This is a genomic window from Bacteroides gallinarum DSM 18171 = JCM 13658 (assembly GCF_000374365.1).
In the GTDB taxonomy this organism is placed as follows: domain Bacteria; phylum Bacteroidota; class Bacteroidia; order Bacteroidales; family Bacteroidaceae; genus Bacteroides; species Bacteroides gallinarum.
Window position 1 is genome coordinate 1 of sequence record NZ_KB894154.1, and the last position, 20,790, is coordinate 20,790.

Consider the following 20,790-nt stretch of genomic DNA (forward strand, 5'->3'; position numbering starts at 1 on the left):
GAATGAAGCCTGCCAAGCTCACTCTCATTAAAACTCTTGCGATATTTTTCCAGAATATCAAATTCTGTAAAGCCCAAAGTAGGGTGAATTTCTGAAATATTTTGTATCTTAGCCATATCTTAGTTGAGGTATTTCCCCCGTTTGGGCCGTCAAACCTTGTTTGCCGGGGAATACCTAAAGATACAAAAAAGCCAACTAATTCGCAATACTTTAAGTATGAATTAGTTGGCTAATTTTATTCTATTTACTGAATGTCCCTAAATGGGCACTGTATAGAATTTTATATAGATGTCAACGGGATTCAGTTATAAGTTCTCTTATATCGGCAGTGTCCAAAATATTGTGTAAACTAAAACGGGATTCAGATGTAAGCGTTCTTATATCTGGATTCTGTTTTCAAAGATAAGCATAAACTGGTTCATAATCAATTCCCGGTTAGTAATCGGCATCGTTCATTTCTTCTCAATCTCCATTAGGGACAGATAGACTGTTTTCTTTATCGCATCGTCCGAGGGGAAGGCACTATAAATATTTTGTGTAAATGGAAAATACGGGATTCGGTATGAGCTCTGTATTTTCCATTTACACAAAGGGACTATATCCTATCTTACAGCAAAACCCTCTATAAATCGTGTAATCGTTTATAGAGGACTTATATTTTAATATCTTCTACTGCTTAACAAGGATTCACACTGTAAGGCAATATATAGTTACCTGCACAAAATATTTTATAGTGTCCCTTATCACTTTATCGCATTATCATCTTAATCGCATTATTTATTCTATCACTTTATCAATCACCACCGTATTTCTTCTTCCCCGTGTGCTCTCAGGTATTCGTTGGTTTTGCTGAAATGCTTGTTTCCGAAAAAGCCGTTGTATGCGGAGAGGGGAGAGGGATGCGCCGATGTCAACACCAGGTGTTTGTTGCGGTCTATGAATGCGCCTTTCCGTTGGGCATAAGCACCCCATAGTATGAATACCAGATGTTCACGTTCTTCGGCGAGGATGCGGATAACGGCATCTGTAAAGGTTTCCCACCCGCGGTTCTGGTGCGAGCCGGCTTGGTGGGCGCGTACCGTGAGGGTGGCGTTGAGCAGTAACACGCCCTGCTCCGCCCAGCGGGTCAGGTTGCCGGTAGGCGGCGCATCCGTTCCGATATCGTCTTTGATTTCTTTGAATATATTGACTAAGGAAGGAGGGAAGGGCACGCCGTCGTTTACGGAGAAACAAAGGCCGTGTGCCTGCCCCGGTCCGTGGTAGGGGTCTTGCCCGATAATCACTACCTTGACCTTGTCGAAAGGACATAGGTTGAAAGCATTGAAAATCAGTTTGCCCGGTGGATATATGGCATATTTACCGTATTCTTCACGTACGAAGTTCGTTAGTGTATAAAAGTAGTCTTTGTCGAATTCAGGCTGTAAATGCGCTTTCCAGCTATTTTCTATCTGAACGTTCATAATTGGAAATGTTATTCGTTTAGGACGCTAAGATACAAATATTTCATTATATAGCGTACAAAGAATCCCGCAGAGTTTTCGATATTTTATCGGAAAACCTACGGGATTCGTATTGTTCATGCTATATTCAAATAAGGTGGATATCGTGCGCTTTGCATTCCCGGCGCATGTCTTCAGGCCAGATGCTGGCTTGTATCTCTCCGATGTGCGCTTTGCGTAGGTAGAACATACACAGTCGCGACTGTCCGATACCGCCGCCAATAGAAAGGGGCAGGGCATCTCCCATCAGGCGTTTGTGGAAGTAAAGCTCCAGGCGCTTTTCTTCGCCTTCCTGCTTGAGCTGGCGCTGGAGCGCCTCTTTATCTACACGTATACCCATGGACGACAGCTCTACGCTGCGTTGCAGTACGTCGTCCCATAGCAGTAGGTCGCCGTTCAATCCGGGTAGACCGTTCAATCCGGGGGTGGTGTAGTCGTCGTAGTCCGGGGCGCGTCCGTCGTGCTTCTTGCCGTCGCCCAGCTTGCATCCGATACCGATGATGAATACGGCGCCGAATTTCTTGGCAATAGCATGCTCGCGGCATTTCGGCTCTAAACCGGGATACATCCGGCGGAGTTCTTCCGCATGGATGAAGTGTAGCTTCTGCGGCAGGCAGGGCTTGATTTGCGGATACATCTCGTACACCATATATTCCGTGCGCACCATTGCCGCATAGATACGGGTAACGATTTCTTTCAGGAAATCGACGTTACGGTCTTGGGCGGTGATAACGCGCTCCCAGTCCCATTGGTCTACATACAGGGAGTGCAGATTGCCTAATTCTTCATCGGCACGGATTGCGTTCATATCGGTATAGATGCCATAGCCCGGCTCTATGTGGTATTCGGCAAGTGTCAGGCGTTTCCACTTGGCAAGCGAATGCACCACTTCCGCTTGTGCGTCGCCTAAATCCTTGATAGGAAAAGATACCGCCCGTTCCACGCCGTTGAGGTCGTCGTTGATACCCATGCCTTTCAGCACGAAAAGCGGTGCGGTGACACGGCGCAGGCGGAGCTCGGAAGAAAGGTTCAGTTGGAAGAACTCTTTAATCTGTTTAATACCTAATTCCGTTTGTTTCAAGTCCAATAAAGGTTTATATCCTTCGGGTTTTATCAGGTAGCTCATAGGTTTAATATATGTAACTTCTATTAATTTGTTCGGCAAAGATAGGAATAATATTGATACTTGCTCCTGTTTTGAATGAAAAAAGAACAAAATGTTGTGTATATCGGCTGAGTACTCTCAAAATAATAGCCGGATAGCTTTGTGTGGCATGATAGAAAAAACAGGTGAAGAATTAGGAATATGCAGAGATTTTTTCTACTTTTGCATCCGGATTAAGGCTCCGTAGCTTAGTGAATAGAGCGTCAGATTCCGGTTCTGAAGGTCCTGGGTTTGAGTCCCAGCGGGGTCACTAAAAAGAAATCCCTTTGCAAATGGTTTGCAAAGGGATTTTTTATTGTTATAAGTCTGTCGTTTAGAAATAGAATGTCATGTTGAGGGCGCCGCCGAGACTTTCCGTTCCGATGTGGAAACCTCTGTCGCCGGGGCTGTTCAAATCTGTTCTCTCTTCGACTGCCCCAAGTGATATGTTGTATCCTTCGCTTTTTGTGTAAGACTGGGAACCGAACTCATAATAGGCGGTGATATTGACTTCGGCGCCTAAAGAGATTTTGGGAGCGACAAACCATTCTACGCCGATACTGCCTGTAAGACCGGTGTAGAAGTTGCCGTTACTCTTTACCTCTATTGGGCGGTATCCGTTTTGAAGGAGAGGAAATGCCGTTGAAGGGGTTTGATTGACAGCAGTCATCTCATTACCATATTCATACGTCGTTTTCTGCGATTGAACGGCAAACAGGACACCTGCTCCAAATACACCTTGTACTCTTCGCGACCCTTTACGATATTCTATCCCCAGGTTGAGGCTCATTCCGTTTTGGCTTGTACGGCATGCATCAATCACCTTGTCTTCACTTAAGGGATTGTCCATGAGGGCTTTGTCATCCGTTGTATATTCCCTGTTTTTATCCGAGCCAAACATGAAACCTACGTTTGCACGCAGGCCGATATTATCAGTCAGCATATATTTGGCCAGGATAGATACATCCGGTACTAAGTCGAATTTCTCATTACCTTTGGTAAAGGAAGCGCCACCGCCGAAAACCTCATTGTCATTTCCACCGATGTGTTTCAATAAAGGTATTACATTGACACCGACAGCCCAGTCCCCCTCTTCCGGAAGATACTGTTTGGCGGTCTTTTCCTGTGCATTTGCTCCCATTAATGGTAGCAAAGCAATTATTGCAATTGATATTATTTTCTTCATATGTTTATCGCTGTTTTATTCGAAAGTATACACATATCCCCAATCAGAACTGTCGTATATATTTTGGTTTTCTGCATTATCAAACGGTTTGAATAGCATTCTGACTGATACGATAGGAGCGCTGACTGAAGTGAAGTCATAAGTAGAGGTTATACCTTCCGGTTGTTCGGTCAAGTCATAATTTACTTGATTGTACATTCCTTGTCCTATCATTACAAAACCGCTACGGCTGTTATAATAGTTGAAGCTATTAGCTGTGTATGGCGCTACTTTGGTAGTAATCGAAACATTACTCCATGTTGCTTCCTTCGACGGGATACTGAAGATTGCATATCCGCTATTGTTTGTAGTAGCTCCGTAGAGTCTGATGTCATCATTGCCATCACCGTCTTCATCAGTGTCATATTGAACTTTAATTACGACATCGATACCGGAAGTAAGTTTGAAAATGGGAGTGGGGGCTGTTCCGGTTGAACTATAGTCGTTTTTGTAACCGTTTTGCCCTACCTTGACTTGTAATTCTACAGTTTCCGGATAGCCAACCTCTGAATTGCGTGTTGTAAAGCCGCATAAAACATCTTTTAATACGATGTCATAAGGATAAACCGTTTCTGTAAAATTACCCTTAAAGATAACTTCTTGTGCTTCGAAAACTGGTTTTTCGTCTTCCCATGATACCAGCATGTATCGTGTTCCTACATAAGGCTTGGTTTGAACAGTTACCTCTGTACCCTCTTGGCGGTCTACTGCTGGAACTTCTACTTCATACTGGCCGTTTTCGTCTGTCAATGCTATATAAGTGGTGTACCCTGCTGCTTGCCCGTCGGGGTCTAATGATGAGTTTGCAATTTTTACAAATACGGTATCTTGGGCGTAAGGTTTAATTATTTCTGTGAATTTACCATTCTGATAGGACTGTCCTTCATTGAAAGTAATAATTCCTTTGATTTTTGCTTTACCTTTGATGTCATTGGCTGACAAGGATGTTTGGTCTTCTGAACAGGAAGAAACCGCTACTGCTGTGGTAGCAACGGCAATGAATAATTTGAATTTGTTTAGCATGTTCATAATTTAGAATATTAAATTAATTAATAAAAAATGACGGTGCAAATGTATACATATTTTATATTTCAACCAAATAGAATTTAAATTATTTTAATGTAGGTTTCTTTTGTAAAAAATAGATGTTTAAAGTTATGTATTTTATACAATAAAGCATTGTTACCAGCTTTTATAAAAGTTGACAATATAACAAAATTAAGATAGGATTGGCTTAGTGGAGACGCACTAATTCCCGGTGGAATGTTTCCCAGTTATCGCAGAATGCCTGCATCGAAGGGAATAATAAATCCGCTCCCGCATCCAGCAACACTTGGCCGTCCAGCGGGCCGGTGTTTACGGCTACTGTAAATATACCTGCCGCTACTCCCGCCTGTACGCCGATAGGAGCATTCTCCACGACGATAGCCTCGCTTGCCTTTACGCCGGCTTTCTCCAGCCCCATGAGGTAAGGCTCCGGATTGGGCTTGCCGTATTTTACATCGAAGGCGGTTACCATATGCCCGCGTTGAAACATGCCGGGAAAGTTGTGGGCGAGGCGGTCTAACAAGGAGTATTGCCCGGAACCGGTTACCAATACCGGCGTCAGCCCTCCGGCTTTAATCTTCTGCAACACCTCCAGGGAGCCCGGCATGCGTCCGGGTTCCGGATGCTTGTTGAATTCGGCGCTTTTCTCGGCGTAGATGCTTTCAATCAGCTCGGGCGTGGCATCCCTGCCGTATTGACGTTGGTATACGAGATTGATTGTAGCAGCCCCGGTGCGCCCTTCGTGCATATAAGCCTCCTCGCGGCTCAGGTGCAAGCCGTGGCTTTCCATTACTTTGTGCCAGGCATCGGCATGATAGGGCATGGAGTCGAACAGCACGCCGTCCATATCGAACAGTACTGTTTTCAGTGAGATATGAGTATGCCCGTGCGTCTTTAAATAACGGGCAATCGATTCTTCGAACATAAGATACCTATTGTTTGCGGCTGCAAAGATACAAAAATGAAAGCAAATAACAACGAGCCGATACCCGTAGCTATAAAAGAGAAAGGGAAATAAAATAGCCAATCAATCTAACCATATTTAGTAATAATGAGAGTATCATTTCTAATGGTTCAAAGAAACAAAAAATAAGCGCGGATTGCACAACAACTAACGGAACTAAAAATAAATTCCGTATTGCCGTGCAGCCCGCGCCCTGTTATTTTACCTATGCCGGCTTACAGTCGTGCTCGGATAGCCTTGGACTCTTCTTCGTAGCCGGGTTTGTTCAGCAAGGCGAACATATTCTTCTTGTAAGCCTCCACACCCGGTTGGTTGAACGGGTTGACACCCAGGATATAACCGCTGATGCCGCATGCCTTCTCAAAGAAATACAGCAGTCCGCCGATGCTTTCCTCGTTCAGAGCGGGGATAACGATGCGCATATTGGGTACACCGCCGTCCACATGCGCCAGTTGCGTTCCCAGCTCGGCCATTTTGTTGACCTCGTCCACACGCTTGCCGGCAAGGAAATTCAGTCCGTCCAAGTTCTGGGCATCGCTCGGCACTTCCAGCTTATGGTTGGTCTTTTCTACGGAGATAACGGTTTCGTAGATAGTACGTTCACCCTCCTGAATCCATTGTCCCATGGAGTGGAGGTCGGTAGAGAAATCTACGGCAGCAGGGAAAATACCCTTGTTCTCCTTACCCTCCGACTCGCCGTACAACTGCTTCCACCATTCGCTTACGTAATGCAGTTTGGGGTTGAAGTTCACGAGGATTTCAATCTTCTTACCGCTCTTGTAAAGCTCGTTGCGGGTAGCGGCGTAAATGGCTGCCGGGTTCTCGGCGAACGGCACATCCTTGCCGCATGCCTTTTCCATAGCTGCTGCGCCGGCCACTAACTTCTCGATGTCGAAACCAGCCACAGCGATAGGCAGCAAACCTACCGGAGTAAGTACGGAGAAACGGCCGCCTACATTATCGGGAATGATGAAAGACTTGTAACCCTCGTTGTCCGCCGTAACGCGGGCAGCACCTTTCTTGGCATCCGTAATGGCTACGATAACCTTTTTCGCCATGTCCTTTCCGCGTTGGTCTTCGCATTGCTTTTTCAGCAGGCGGAAAGCCAGCGCCGTTTCCGTAGTAGTTCCCGATTTGGAAATATTGATAACACCGAATTTCTTGTCCTTCAAGTATTCGGTAAGCTCGTACAGATAATCTTCGCCGATGTTATGTCCTGCATACAGGATGACCGGTGCGGACTTCTTGTCCTGCAACCAGGTGAAACTGTTTGACAAAGCCTCGATAACGGCGCGCGCACCGAGGTAGCTTCCGCCGATTCCGGCAACGATTACCACTTCACAGTTGTCACGCAACACCTGTGCGGTAGCCTTCAGGTCGTCCAGGTGCTCCTTCGTAATGGACGAGGGCAGGTGCAACCAACCTAAAAAGTCATTACCCTTGCCAGTGCCGTTTTCCAATGCTTCTTGTGCGGCCTTAACTTGAGCCTCGTAAGCGGAAACGCTTTCTTTGGAGATAAATCCAAAAGTCTTTTCAATGTTCAAACTAATCATAATATTATAGGTTTTAAGTTCTGTATTTCGTCCCTTCCGTTTCTTTTTCCGTATTACCGGAAAGAGTCGGTGAGCAACTTAATTTCAATCATCGGCGAGATGCGCTCGTACAAGATATTGTACACCGCATCCAGTATCGGCATATTCACGTGGTGGTGCTTGTTGATTTCCTTGATACACTTGGTTCCGTAATACCCTTCGGCTATCATCTCCATTTCTATCTGGGCGCTTTTCACAGAATATCCCTTGCCTATCATCGTGCCGAACGTGCGGTTGCGGCTGAAGTTGGAATATCCCGTTACCAGCATGTCTCCCAGGTAAACGGAATCACTGATGCTTCTATCCAGCGGATGTACGGTTTGCAGGAAACGGCTCATCTCCTGTATGGCGTTGGACATAAGCACCGCCTGGAAGTTATCGCCGTATTTCAGGCCGCTGCAAATGCCGGCGGCAATGGCATATACGTTTTTGAGCACGGAACCGTACTCGATGCCCGCCACATCGTTGCTTACGGAAGTCTTGATGAACGAGCTTGCCAGGCGCCGGGCGAACTTATCCGCCTTGTCAATGTCCGGACAGGCTATCGTAAGGTAGGAAAGGCGTTCGAGCGCCACCTCCTCCGCATGGCAGGGACCTGCCAGCACTGCGATATTCTCCGCCGGCACGCCGTATTCTTTCGTGAAGTATTCCGATACGATTACATTATCGTCGGGTACGATGCCCTTAATGGCTGTTATGATGAACTTATCCTTGATTTTGGTCTTCAGCTTCTTCAAGTGTGCTTTCAGGTAAGGAGAAGGAGTAACAAAGATAAGCGTATCCGATTCCTTGACCACATCGTTGATGTTGGAGCTGAAATTGATACGTTTGATATCGAACTTGACGCCCGTCAGGTAGGCAGGGTTGTGCCCCAGACGCTTAAAATCGGCAATGCGGTCATCGCGCCGCATATACCAGTTTATAGTGTCCTCTTGCGCCAATACCATTTTAGCAATGGCAGTGGCCCAACTTCCTCCGCCCATAATGGCTATCTTACCGGGTAGTTTCATATTGAAATCAATAGTGAAAAATTAAAAATCAGAGAGGGAGGACAAGGAAGCCCCGCCCTCCCTCTGATTTATAACTTTACTTATTCAATTTTCTGGTTCTTGACTTTTAATCTTACTCACCCAGTCGGCTACGTCGTTAACAGTCGGGTTCGCCAGTTCCAGTTTGTATTTCTTGTTGATACCGCAAATATCCATGTGCAGCTTTTGCGGATTTACATCTTTCATATCGCTCACCAGGTTGTAGCCGGCTTTCTGGATAACCGCCACCCATTCCTCCGGAACACCCAGCTCCATGAACTTGGCCGGCGCATCCTTCGGCGCTACCTTCTCCGGACGCATCTGCGGGAAGAACAACACCTCCTGGATAAATGCCTGGCCGGTCATCAGCATGGTCAGGCGGTCTATGCCGATGCCGATGCCCGATGTGGGCGGCATGCCGTATTGCAGCGCTTTCAGGAAATCACGGTCGATGAACATCGCCTCGTCGTCACCCTTTTCGCTCAGCTTCAACTGCTCCTTGAAGCGTTCTTCCTGGTCGATAGGGTCGTTCAGCTCGCTGTATGCGTTTGCCAGCTCCTTGCCGTTCACCATGAGCTCGAAGCGTTCGGTCAACCCCGGCTTGCTGCGGTGCATCTTGGTAAGCGGGCTCATCTCCACCGGATAATCGGTGATGAAAGTAGGCTGTACGAAAGTACCTTCGCAGAACTCGCCGAATATTTCGTCTATCAGCTTGCCCTTGCCCATGGTATCGTCTATCTCCATTTTCAGCTCGCGGCATACCTGGCGTATTTCCTCCTCGCTCTTGCCGTTGAGGTCGTAACCTGTTTTCTCCTTGATAGCATCCAGGATAGGCAGGCGGCGGTAAGGAGCCTTGAAGCTGATAGTCTTGCCGTCTATCGTAGTTTCCGTGCAGCCGTTTACCGCGATGCAGATACGCTCGAGGAGCTGCTCGGTGAAACTCATCATCCAGTTGTAATCCTTATATTGCACGTACAGCTCCATACAGGTAAATTCCGGGTTATGGTTCTTGTCCATACCCTCGTTGCGGAAATTCTTCCCTATCTCGTACACACCCTCGAAGCCGCCCACGATAAGCCTTTTCAGGTAGAGCTCGGTGGCGATGCGCAGGTAGAGGTCTATATCCAGTGAGTTGTGGTGAGTGGTAAAAGGACGTGCGCTCGCTCCGCCGGGAATGGATTGCAGAATCGGCGTTTCCACTTCCGTGTAGCCGGCCTCGTCCAGCACGGCGCGCATGGTTCTGATGATTGTGGCACGTTTCAGGAATGTATCTTTCACGCCGTCGTTTACGATAAGGTCTACGTAACGCTGGCGGTAGCGCAGCTCGGGGTCGTCGAAAGAGTCGTATGCCACGCCGTCCTTGTATTTCACGATAGGCAGCGGCCGGAGGCTCTTGGCAAGTACGGTGAGCTTTTGGGCATGGATGCTGATTTCGCCCATTTGGGTGCGGAATACGAAGCCCTCGATGCCGATGAAGTCGCCTAAATCGAGCAAACGTTTGAACACGGTGTTGTACATTTCCTTGTCGTCGCCCGGGCAGATGTCATCGCGGGTGATATACACCTGGATACGGCCTTTGGAGTCCTGCAATTCGATGAAAGACGCTTTTCCCATGACGCGGCGGCTCATGATACGTCCGGCTACGGATACGTGGCGCGGTTCGGCGTCGTCCTTGAATTCATCTTTGATATCGGTAGAGAAAGCGTTGGTTACATACTCTGCTGCGGGATAAGGCTCGATGCCCATCGCGCGAAGTTCATTCATGCTGTTGCGACGAATGATTTCCTGTTCACTTAGTTCTAATACGTTCATTTCGCTATAATTCACTCAATTTGGGTACAAAAATACGAAACATTTTTCAGATACCGAACCTTTTTCCCTTGAAATATGGGAGACGGGGCGATACATCGTGCGGAAGGCAGGGGAAAGGTTAGCGGGCTTCCCTGCCGCCGTCGTCCGCATCCACCCACTCGATGTACGGCGAGAGGAGGGTGCGCTCCGTTACCTGTCCGCGTTGCCCGCGGAAGTATTCGGGGATGAAGCGTATCTGTACCGCGGTGATTTGTGCCGGGCTTACTTCTTCGGGAGTGTCCGCGCCCGTACCCTCTGAACGGCAGGTGTAGTAGAAGCTCCCTACGCCTTTGAGCTTTACGGAACGCCCTGTACTCATCAGCCTGCCTAGCACTTCGCCCAGGTTCATCAACACCGCATAGGTGTCTCCGGGGGTTACCGTAGACATTTCCGACAATAGGCGGGCTACTTCGTCCGTTGTATAGGGACGTCCTTTGGTAACGGCTCTGGGATGCCATTTGCCGTCGCCTTTCTGTTTTATCTTCTTATAGAATGCCATAGGAATTCGTTGTTGTTATGCGGTTGGGGGAGGTGCTAATCATACGGTATGAATACGTCAATCATAAGGTATGATTGTTGCAATCATACCTTATGATTGACGCCTGTGCTACAAAGGTAGCATAAAACATCCGTATTATGCCCCGGGCAGGGGTGTATTTTCTGCCTGGCAGGTGTTTTTATTGCGGGATTGCGCTCCCTTTTGTCCTGATACATCCAAAAAGTGCGCGGGTATCCTTTGCCCGGTCTTTGAAAATGAGTACCTTTGCACCCGCTAAAAACAGTAAGAGGTATAATATGGCAGGACAAAAGACTCCCACGGCGTTGGGTACGGAGAATATCGGAAAGTTGTTGATGCAGTATGCCGTACCGGCGATTATCGCCATGACGGCATCTTCTTTATATAATATGGTGGACAGTATCTTCATCGGCCACGGTGTGGGTACAATGGCTATCTCGGGACTGGCGCTGACCTTTCCGCTGATGAACCTTGCGGCCGCTTTCGGGTCGCTGGTGGGTGTGGGGGCGTCCACGCTGATTTCCGTCAGGCTGGGGCAGAAAGACTATGACACGGCGCAACGGGTGCTGGGCAATGTGTTTGTGCTGAACATCCTGCTGGGCGTGGCTTTTACGGTGGTCGTAATGGCTTTTCTCGACCCTATCCTTTACTTCTTCGGGGGGAGCGACGAGACGGTGGGGTATGCGCGCGATTACATGCAGATTATCCTGCTGGGTAACGCCGTTACGCATCTTTACCTGGGGCTGAATGCGGTGCTGCGTTCTTCGGGGCATCCGCAGAAGGCGATGTATGCCACTATCGCCACGGTGGTTATCAATACGATACTCGACCCGTTGTTTATATACGGCTTCGGCTGGGGCATCCGCGGGGCGGCTATTGCTACGATTATGGCGCAGGTTATTTCGTTGGCATGGCAGCTCCGGATATTCAGCAATAAGGAGGAGCTGCTGCATTTTCACCGCGGTATTTTCCGCCTGAAACGTAAGATTGTGTTCGACTCGCTGGCTATCGGTCTGTCTCCGTTCCTGATGAATATGGCGGCTTGCTTCATCGTAATCCTTATCAACCAGGGGTTGAAGAAGTACGGCGGCGATTTGGCTATCGGCGCTTTCGGCATCGTTAACCGGCTGGTCTTTATCGTAGTGATGATTGTTATGGGGTTGAACCAGGGTATGCAGCCTATTGCGGGCTATAACTTCGGGGCAAGGCAGTACGACCGCGTTACCAGGACACTGAAACTGACGATAATGTATGCCACCGGGGTAACGACTTTCGGCTTTATCGTGGGGATGCTGTTCTCGGATTTGGTGGTGAGCATCTTTACCTCGGATGCCGAGCTGATTGACCTTGCGGCAAAGGGTTTGCGCATCGTAGTCATGTTTTTCCCTATCATCGGCTTCCAAATGGTTACGGCCAACTTCTTCCAGAGTATAGGAATGGCGAGTAAGGCGATATTTCTATCCCTTACCCGCCAAATGGTGGTGTTGCTCCCCTGCCTGCTGATTTTGCCCCGTTTTTTCGGTGCGGCGGGTGTTTGGTACAGCATGCCTATTTCCGATTTGCTTGCCAGCCTGATAGCGGCGGCGATGCTGACGTGGCAGTTCCGCAAGTTTAAGGCGCAGGCGCAAATGCAAGCACAGGCGTAAACACTGGTGCAGGCATAAACGCAAGCATAGGGGGCTCGACCGGTGTTTACTGTCCGGACTGTCAGTTGGGCAGCGGAACCATAGGTCTGCGTCCGTGATTCAGCTTCAATCCTAATTGGTAGGCTTCGGGACCGTGCAGGTTCTTTATGTCCATTTCGCCGAGGTTCACCAGGATGCCGCGTGCCATGAGGCCGGCATCTTCATTAGCCTTGCGCGGCAGTGTTTCGGCTTTGTCTTTCAGGTCTGCCAGGTGAACGCGGATAGCCGGGTGCATGGCTTTATCCAGGGACAGGCATTCCAGCAGGGAGTAGCCTATTTTCCGGTCTGCTTCCTTTGCCGGGTAGTTCAGGCGTTCGATGCCCTTGGCGATTTCTCCTAAATAGGCGGCGGCATAAGCGGCTTCGCAGGCTATGTAGGGGTCTGCATCGTTCAGCAGGGCGAGCAGGGCGGCGGGGCAGGTATCCAACTCGCCTTTTGCTCCGAGCTGTGCCAGGCCTACGGATGCCCAGTAGCGCATTTCGGGGTAGGGGCTGGACAGTGCTTTCTCGAATACCGGTGCGTCGCTTGCCTGTGCCGTGCCTGCAAGTTCTACAAGGTCGTACAACTCGTCTAACGGATATTTCTCCTTACGTACTTTATCATATAGTACCACGTGCTCGCGTGAGGTGGGTATGAAGAATCCCAGGTCTTCGGTAGAGCGGATGTGGTCGGAGAGCGCTTGGCGCATCTTTGCCAGCACTTCCGCGTATTCGGGCGAACCGGAGAGGTCGTGCAGCTCGCCCGGGTCTTTGTCGAGGTCGAACAGCATCTCGGCGGGGTGTGCGTTGAATGTTTGCGCCCAGTCGGGGTTGGTGTTGTGGCCTCCCAGCACTAATTTGTCCCATGCTTTGTTGGACGGCATGCCCCATTGGTAATAGTTGCGCAGGGCGAACTGGCGGTAGGGTATGTAGCTGCGGATGTATTTGAAGTGTCCGTCGGTGGCGGCGCGTACCGGCATGAAGTGGTGCAGTTGGTTGGCTGCCAGGGCGAACTGGATTTCGCGTTTCTCATCGGAGGCGTATTTCCCGAATAATGCCTTTCCTTGCATGTGCTTGGGCGGCTTGATACCTGCAAGGCTGAGTACGGTAGGGCCTAAATCGGTGAAGTTAACCAGGGAGTAGTCTTTGCCGGTGGCTTTTTCGCCTGCCAGGTGTTGCCACTTGGGTGGGAAATAGGCTATCAGGGGCACTTCCAGCCCGCTTTCATACAGATAGCCTTTGCCGCGCGGCACACAGCCGCCGTGGTCGCTGAAGAAGAAGATTATCGTATTGTCGTCCAGCCCTTTCTCTTTCAGGTCTTTCAGGAAGAAGCCCAGCCAGGTGTCTACGTCCTGCACGGCTTCCAGGTGGCCGGCGTAGTCGGAGCGTACTTCCGGAAGGTCGGGCACGTAGGAGGGCAGGGTGAGCAGTTCCGGATAGATGCCTTCGGTGGTGTAGTCCCGCCGTCCGTCGGTGTGGAAGGTGCGTACGCGCCCCATGTGCGAGGTTACTGTGTTGTAGACGGCGAAGAACGGCTGGTCTTTACCGCGTTTGGGGCTGTTGTAGGAGGCTTTGACGGTGCATTCGTCCCAGCAGCTTTTATTGTCCGTGGTGGAGTTGTAGTGTGTCTTGCTGTTGTTGGTGCAGTAGTATCCGGCATCGCGCAGCCATTGCGGGAAGAATATGTTTGCCGGGGTGTCGTAGGGAACCGGGTGGACGTCCATGCCGTAGGTCGAGGAGTAGCAGCCGGTAATGAGCGACGAGCGTGCGGCGGAGCTTTGCGGGGCTACCGACCATGCGTTCATGAACTGTATGCCGCGGGCGGCCAGGCTGTCTGCATTGGGCGTGTGTACGTCTTTGTTGCCGTAACAGCCGAACTCGTAGGCGCTGGTATCCTCGAATGTGAGCCAGAGGATGTTGGGTCTTTCGTTCTTCTTGCCTTCTGCCGCATCTGCTTGGGCGGTATGCAACCCGCAGAAGGCGGAACACATCAGTAGGGGTAAGTTCTTCATAATATATCAGTTTTTTTGTTAGCAGTCGCTAAGGTAAGGCATTCGGAGGTAACAGCTGTTTTTTTGTGTATAAAATGTTGTCAATATTGTTTCCGCAGGCTGTTTTCGACAAAATTGACGGATTTTGAACAATATTGCGACCGGCTTTGAACAGATGTTACGGGGTATTGCATAAAAGAGGGGCTGTATGTTACGTGAAAGCCTTATTTTTGAGAAATAAATCTTAATGTCGAAATAGTATGAGGAATATGTTCTTTGCAGCACTGCTGTGTGTGCTGTCTTTATCCGGACAAGTACGTGCCGGGAATACGGTTTTTTCAGATGATGATTTGCGCGATGAGGCGGAAAAGTTATTGACGGAATGGGTGGATACGTTACTCGTTTACCAGTGTGCGGACTTGCATCCGGCATTGGACGGCGGTATCTTGTGCCCCGCATGTGCCCGCATCCACGGGCGGATAGGCGATGCCGTGCTGCCTTTGATGTACTTGGCGGACAAGACCGGTAACGGCAAGTATCTGCTGGCTGCCAAGCGTCTGATGTCGTGGATGGAGAATGTGCATCGTCCGGACGGTTCCTGGATGAACGACGTGCATGTCTCGGACTGGAGCGGTACGACCGTATTCGCTGCTATCGCCTTGTATGAGGCGCTGCATTACCACGGGCATCTGCTGGACGATTCGACCCGGAATCATTGGAAGCAGCAGTTGCTGGAGGCCGGGGAGTTTATGATGAAGAACCCGCAGATGTACAGCCGTCGTATGCAGGGGCAGATGAAGCGTCTGAATAATGTAAACTATTCTGCCTCCGTTACATATGCCTTGCAAGCGCTCGGCGAGATGTTCGGCAGGGAGGATTTCAAGAAGGAAGCCCGTACGGTGGCTTCGGACTTGAAGAACTTTTTCACGGAGAACGACTGTTTCCTGTTCGGCGAGGGCCCCAGGGTGTGGGCTCCTACGAAGAACGGTTGCCTTTCTGTGGATTTGGGGTATAACATAGAGGAGTCTCTGCCCAATCTGGCTTACTATGCGCTTATGGTGGACGACCGGGAGCTGCTGGCTATCGTGGAGCGTTCCATGGATACGCATCTGGAATTTATGTTGCCCGACGGGGCTTGGGATAATAGCTGGGGCACACGCAGTTTTAAGTGGACGTATTGGGGTGGTCGCACCAGCGACGGTTTTATGGGTGGTTATTATGCCCTGGCCGGCCGCAATCCGGAGTACTTGGAGGCTATCCGCCGGAATGTACGGTTATTGAAGAAATCGACGGAGGACGGATTGTTGCATGCCGGTCGCGATTACCGGGCTTCGGGCATTCCGGCTTGTATTCATCATACTTTCGGGCATGCCAAAGCGCTCACGGCGTTTCTGGAACTGCCGCCCGTCGAAGTGCAACCGCAGGACATGGCTTTGCCGCGCGATGCGGAGTACGGGGTGAAGTTTTTCCGTGACATCCGTACCTGGCTGGTGGCGGAGGGTCCGTGGAGGGCTACGTTTACGGGATATGATGCCGAGTACAAGGTAAAGGGTACTCATCCCATGGGAGGCGCCGTTTCACTGCTGTGGCATGCAAAGGCGGGCCCTGTATTCGCTGCGACGACAAACAGGTATGCCTTGATAGAGGCGCCCAATATGCAGAGCAACAGCCGGAAGTATATAATGAGCGGAACTCCCCGGGTGGAAATGGTACAATACGGAATGAATTACAGCAACCTGGACGACCTGGATACGGATATAGCTTATAGCAAGGAAAAGGATGCGCACCGTTTCCGCGTTCGTACGCACCTGGTGGATGCAGACCAGCAGACGCCTGTACAGGGTGCGATACCGGTGGATATGGACTATGTGTATTCCGGGCAGGGATTGACCGTAGAGGTAAAGCATTGCCCTCATTCCGCCTGTCTGGTGCTGCCGGTCATTGCCGCTCCCTCGGAAACGGCGGAGATTACTCCGAAGCATATGCGTATCCGGAAAGAGAACGGTACATTGGAGGTGGTTTGTGTGAACGGCACGCTGAAAGTAGCTCCCACCGATAAAGACGGACGGATATTCAACCCCGTACCGGGTTTCTCTTTTATCCCTCTGCAAGTGTTTCCTGATAGCCCTGAGAAAAAAATAATAGTTAAAATCATGCATAATTAATATATTTTTGTTTCTTTGTTCTGTATTAATAATATAATATATGAGGATATTTCGGCTTTTGTTAACGCTATGTGGAATGTTATTTGCCGGTGTCGGGCTTGCCGGCGAGATAAGCGGAATGCGTTTCATGCATATAGGTTTGGAAGATGGATTGTCGCATAGTACGATATTTGGAATCAATCAGGATAAAGAAGGAAATTTGTGGTTTGCCACTTACGACGGGCTCAATAAATACGACGGTTATAACTTTACGGTCTACCGGCATCAATATAAAAATCCTAGGAGCATAGCCAGCGATATTACCCGCTGCGTGGTTATCGACGAGGATAACCGCGTATGGATAGGCACGCGGGACGGGTTGTCGCTTTATAATCACCGTAAGAGTGAGTTTTCTAATTTCTATTATAAGAAGAGGGAGCAGAATGTCGCTGTTATGAATATCGTGCCTTTGCAGCGCGACTGGCTTATGCTCGGAACGGCGGAGGGTATCTTGCTTTTCGATGTGAAGGGGGAGCGTTTCCTGAACGATACGTTATCCACGGCATTGCATATGCTGAGGCCTTCGACGCTGGTCAGGCAGGGAGATTGTGTTTACATCGGCACGGAGGGAGGGGTATATACGTATTCGTTGCGTGAAGGGGCGTTGAAGAAGCTGGTGGAACTGCCGGCTAAAGTACGGATACAGGGTATTCTGTGCCAGATGTTCAACAGGGTATGGATAGCTACCGAAGGCGGCGGTCTGTATATGTACGACATGAAGGCGAAAAAGCTGAGAAACTACCGTTACGAGGATAAGGCTTCCGGTCTGAACTCGAATTATGTGCGTTCGCTGGCGCTGGACCAGGAAAATCGTTTGTGGGTAGGGACTTACAGCGGGTTGAATATATATAGGGAAGGAGAGGACTGTTTTTTCTCTATGGAGAGTTCTATGGCACAGGCGGGAACGTTGTCGCAGAATTCGGTACGGTGCATATTCAGGGATTCGCAAGGCGGTATGTGGCTGGGTACGTATTGGGGAGGGGTGAACTATTATCATCCTTTGTGCAACCGTTTCCTGCAGATTAAGCATATTCCTTTCTCCAACTCGCTCAGCGACAACGTAGTCAGTTGTATCGTGGAGGATAAGAAGAATAATCTGTGGATAGGTACGAGCGACGGCGGTTTGAACTTTTATGACAGTACGACGAAAACGTATAAGAATTACCTGTTCAATTCGGATGCGTCGGAAGGTGTGCCCTTCAAGGACATAAAGACCGTGTATGTGGATGAAGCGGCCGATAAGGTGTATGTGGGCGCTCATGCCGGCGGAATGATGGTGTTGCATCGCAAAACGGGACGGAGGGAGTTCTATAACCGGCGGAATAGCGATTTGCCGAGCAACAATATCTACTCTATCATATCGGATGAGGGGGAGGGGCTTTGGGTGGCTTCATTGGAGCATCTGCTCTACTTTGACCTTGTCCGGAAGCATTTCGTCGTTATAGACAAGGATGCCAAGGGGCGTCCGATACACAAATCCAACCGTTTGCTGTTCCGGGACTCCAAGAGGCGTATCTGGGCTGGCGGGGAAATGGGGCTTTCCGTGTATAACCAGATTGATACCGCCTTGTTGACTAATACGGATTTCCGCATCACGCCAGTGCTGGAGCAGTCTTCCGTGAACTGTATCTATGAAACCTCATCCGGTTATATATGGGTAGGTACGCGCGACGGGCTTTTCGCCCTGCGGGAAGGCGATAAGGAGCCGTTGCAATATACAACGGATGACGGTTTGCTGAGTAATGTCATTTATGGAATTCTGGAGGACAGTTACGGACGCTTGTGGGTAAGTACCAACCAGGGGTTGAGCTGTTTCAACCCGGACAGCCGCAAGTTCCGCAATTTTACAATCGTGGACGGCCTGCAGAGCAATCAGTTCAATGCGGGTTCTTACTGCCGCATCGGTAACGGGCATATGCTGTTCGGGGGAATCAACGGGATTACTTCTTTCCGTCCGGAAACCCTGATAGATAATCCTTATACTCCTAAACCCGTTATCAATAAGCTGTTTGTGTTCAATAAGGAAGTGTTGCCGAATGATGAAACCGGAATTCTGAAAGAGAATATAGAGAATGTGGAGCATATAACGTTGAAATCCTCCCAGAATTCTTTTTCTATATCGTTTGTCGTTTCCAACTATATAGCAGGCAAGCATAATACTTTCGCTTATAAGCTGGAGGGGTATAATAAAGAGTGGTACAGGCAGGGAGACATCAGCCCGGTGTCGTATTCCAACCTGCCGGCGGGAGATTATACTTTCCTCTTGAAGGCTGCAAATAATGACGGGAAGTGGAGCAAGGAGGTGGCGGCTCTCCATATCCGGGTACTTCCGGTGTGGTATTGCACATGGTGGGCTTTGTCGCTGTTCGCCTTGTCTTTCATCCTGTTCATTTTTGCGGTGTTCCGCTTCTTCTGGCTGCGTAAGAGTATGCAGACCGAAATTCGCATGGAGAGGCTGGACAAAGAGAAGCGGGAGGAAATCAGCCAGATGAAGATTCGCTTTTATGTCAATATCTCGCATGAGTTGCGTACTCCGCTGACGCTGATTATCGCTCCTTTGCAGGAATTGCTCGGCAGTGTTACCGGGCATTGGGAACGTGAGAAGCTGATGTACATCCAGCGGAATGCCAGGAGGCTGCTGCATCTGGTAAATCAGTTAATGGATTACCGCCGTGCCGAACTGGGTATCTTCGAATTGAAACCTTCGTACGCCAATGCGTACAAGAGGGTGTTGAGCAATTTCCTGAATTATGAGAGCCTGGCGAAGCGGAAAGATATCGACTATAATTTCTATTCGGAGTTGCAGGACGAGGATGTGCTGTTCGACGGTACTTACCTGGATTTGATTGTCAACAACTTATTGTCCAATGCATTCAAATATACGGAGGAGGGTGAGAGTATTTCGGTCAAGCTTTACAAGGAGAACAAAAATGTCGTTTTGCAGGTCATCGATACGGGGGTAGGCATTCCCGAGGACAAGCAGCAGAAGATATTCGAGCGTTTCTATCAAATGGAGAACGGACACGAGGGGAGCGGTATCGGGCTGTCTTTGGTACAACGCCTGGTAGAGTTGCATCATGGGCAGATTACGCTGGCAAGCGAGGTCGGGCGAGGGTCTACTTTCTCTATTTATATTCCTCAGGACAAATCGGCGTATAGCGCCGAGGAACTGGTGGGAAGCAGGGGGGAAACGGAGGAGCAGCGTGTTTACTCCACCAATGCCCATGATGTGTATGTCGATGATGCGGAAATCGTAGAGGTGGAAGCCGGGGAAAAGGAGGGGAGCAGCAGGCATGGAACGATTCTTGTCGTAGAGGATAATGACGAGCTGCGCCAGTACTTGTCGAACGGCTTATCGTCCCAGTTCAACCTTATAGAGGCGGAAAATGGGCAGAAGGCGCTGGAACTGCTGAAAGACAGGGATGTAGACCTGATACTTTCCGATGTAATGATGCCTGTAATGGACGGGGTCAAACTTTGCAAGCTGGTGAAGCAGAACCTGAGAACCTGCCATATTCCTGTGTATTTGCTGTCTGCTAAAGTGGATATCAAATATCAGTTGAAGGGATTGCAGGTAGGAGCGGACGATTATATTCCCAAACCGTTCTCAATAGAGGTGTTGATAGCCAAAATCCAGAACATGCTGCGTACCCGTTATCGTATTTTCGAACATTATTCTAATACGGCGGAGATAGAGCCGGAAAAGATTACGAATAATGCAATGGATGAGGAGGTACTGAAAAAAGCCATTGCCATAGTGGAGAAGAATATAAGCAATGTGGAGTTTTCTACCGAGCAGTTTGCCAGCGAGATGAATATGAGCCGTTCCAATCTTCACTTGAAGCTGAAAGCCATAACGGGTAAGTCCGCTATTGACTTTATCCATAAAATACGTTTCAACCGTGCCTGCCAGTTATTGAAAGAAGGAAAATATACGGTTTCCGAAATCAGTTTCATGGTAGGATATAATACTCCTTCTTATTTTGCCGCTCGCTTTAAAAAGTATATAGGATGTCTTCCTACCGAGTACGGCAAGAAGTAATTGATTGTTTTATTTGCAATGTA

13 protein-coding genes, 1 tRNA gene and 1 pseudogene are annotated in these 20,790 nt (G+C 49.2%); 4 read left to right on the forward strand and 11 right to left on the reverse strand.

Annotated features, from left to right (window positions below; all coding sequences use genetic code 11):
- Positions 1–377: 377 nt before the first annotated feature.
- The 3 genes and pseudogenes from C233_RS25185 to asnA all read right to left on the reverse strand — a co-directional run.
- Positions 378–521: pseudogene (locus C233_RS25185) on the reverse strand (IS256 family transposase); the annotation flags it as partial.
- A 276-nt stretch (positions 522–797) separates the two neighbouring features.
- Entirely contained in the window at positions 798–1,460 is a 663-nt protein-coding gene (gene ung, locus C233_RS0117175) for a uracil-DNA glycosylase (RefSeq protein ID WP_018668784.1), read from the reverse strand.
- Between the two features lie 127 nt (positions 1,461–1,587).
- Complete coding sequence (asnA, locus tag C233_RS0117180) at positions 1,588–2,625, reverse strand: aspartate--ammonia ligase (RefSeq protein WP_018668785.1); 1,038 nt, start codon at positions 2,623–2,625, stop codon at positions 1,588–1,590.
- A gap of 216 nt (positions 2,626–2,841) precedes the next feature.
- Between asnA and C233_RS0117185 the strand changes: the two genes are divergently transcribed.
- A tRNA-Arg gene (locus C233_RS0117185) sits at positions 2,842–2,914 on the forward strand.
- Positions 2,915–2,977: 63 nt separating this feature from the next.
- On the opposite strand, the gene C233_RS0117190 is transcribed toward C233_RS0117185, so the two are convergent.
- The 7 genes from C233_RS0117190 to C233_RS0117220 all read right to left on the reverse strand — a co-directional run bounded on the left by C233_RS0117190 (position 2,978) and on the right by C233_RS0117220 (position 10,849).
- Entirely contained in the window at positions 2,978–3,829 is an 852-nt protein-coding gene (locus C233_RS0117190) for an outer membrane beta-barrel protein (protein ID WP_039748255.1), read from the reverse strand.
- A gap of 15 nt (positions 3,830–3,844) precedes the next feature.
- On the reverse strand, positions 3,845–4,897 hold the full coding sequence (locus C233_RS0117195) for a hypothetical protein (protein WP_018668787.1): 1,053 nt from the start codon (positions 4,895–4,897) through the stop codon (positions 3,845–3,847).
- A 205-nt stretch (positions 4,898–5,102) separates the two neighbouring features.
- Positions 5,103–5,840, reverse strand: coding sequence for an inorganic diphosphatase (locus tag C233_RS0117200; protein WP_018668788.1), 738 nt, complete (start codon positions 5,838–5,840; stop codon positions 5,103–5,105).
- A gap of 254 nt (positions 5,841–6,094) precedes the next feature.
- Positions 6,095–7,432 (reverse strand): glucose-6-phosphate isomerase, encoded by a 1,338-nt coding sequence (locus tag C233_RS0117205; RefSeq protein WP_018668789.1) that lies wholly within the window; start codon positions 7,430–7,432, stop codon positions 6,095–6,097.
- Between the two features lie 53 nt (positions 7,433–7,485).
- Entirely contained in the window at positions 7,486–8,481 is a 996-nt protein-coding gene (locus C233_RS0117210) for an NAD(P)H-dependent glycerol-3-phosphate dehydrogenase (RefSeq protein WP_025069063.1), read from the reverse strand.
- 84 nt (positions 8,482–8,565) lie between these two features.
- A complete protein-coding gene (gene lysS, locus C233_RS0117215) occupies positions 8,566–10,311 on the reverse strand; it encodes a lysine--tRNA ligase (RefSeq protein WP_025069064.1) in 1,746 nt (581 codons plus the stop codon).
- Positions 10,312–10,429: 118 nt separating this feature from the next.
- Positions 10,430–10,849, reverse strand: coding sequence for an HU family DNA-binding protein (locus C233_RS0117220; RefSeq protein WP_018668792.1), 420 nt, complete (start codon positions 10,847–10,849; stop codon positions 10,430–10,432).
- A gap of 296 nt (positions 10,850–11,145) precedes the next feature.
- Here C233_RS0117220 and C233_RS0117225 point away from each other — a divergent pair, with 296 nt between their 5' ends.
- The gene (locus C233_RS0117225) at positions 11,146–12,513 is read left to right on the forward strand and encodes an MATE family efflux transporter (RefSeq protein ID WP_018668793.1); all 1,368 of its coding nucleotides are present in this window, start codon (positions 11,146–11,148) and stop codon (positions 12,511–12,513) included.
- A gap of 61 nt (positions 12,514–12,574) precedes the next feature.
- Here C233_RS0117225 and C233_RS0117230 read toward each other — a convergent pair whose 3' ends face one another.
- Positions 12,575–14,542: a sulfatase family protein gene (locus C233_RS0117230; protein ID WP_026314904.1), complete on the reverse strand. Its 1,968-nt coding sequence runs from the start codon at positions 14,540–14,542 to the stop codon at positions 12,575–12,577.
- 239 nt (positions 14,543–14,781) lie between these two features.
- Between C233_RS0117230 and C233_RS0117235 the strand changes: the two genes are divergently transcribed.
- Both C233_RS0117235 and C233_RS0117240 read left to right on the forward strand, forming a co-directional pair.
- Entirely contained in the window at positions 14,782–16,686 is a 1,905-nt protein-coding gene (locus tag C233_RS0117235; protein WP_025069065.1) for an ulvan lysase-like protein, read from the forward strand.
- Positions 16,687–16,726: 40 nt separating this feature from the next.
- A complete protein-coding gene (locus tag C233_RS0117240; RefSeq protein WP_025069066.1) occupies positions 16,727–20,767 on the forward strand; it encodes a two-component regulator propeller domain-containing protein in 4,041 nt (1,346 codons plus the stop codon).
- Positions 20,768–20,790: the final 23 nt, after the last annotated feature.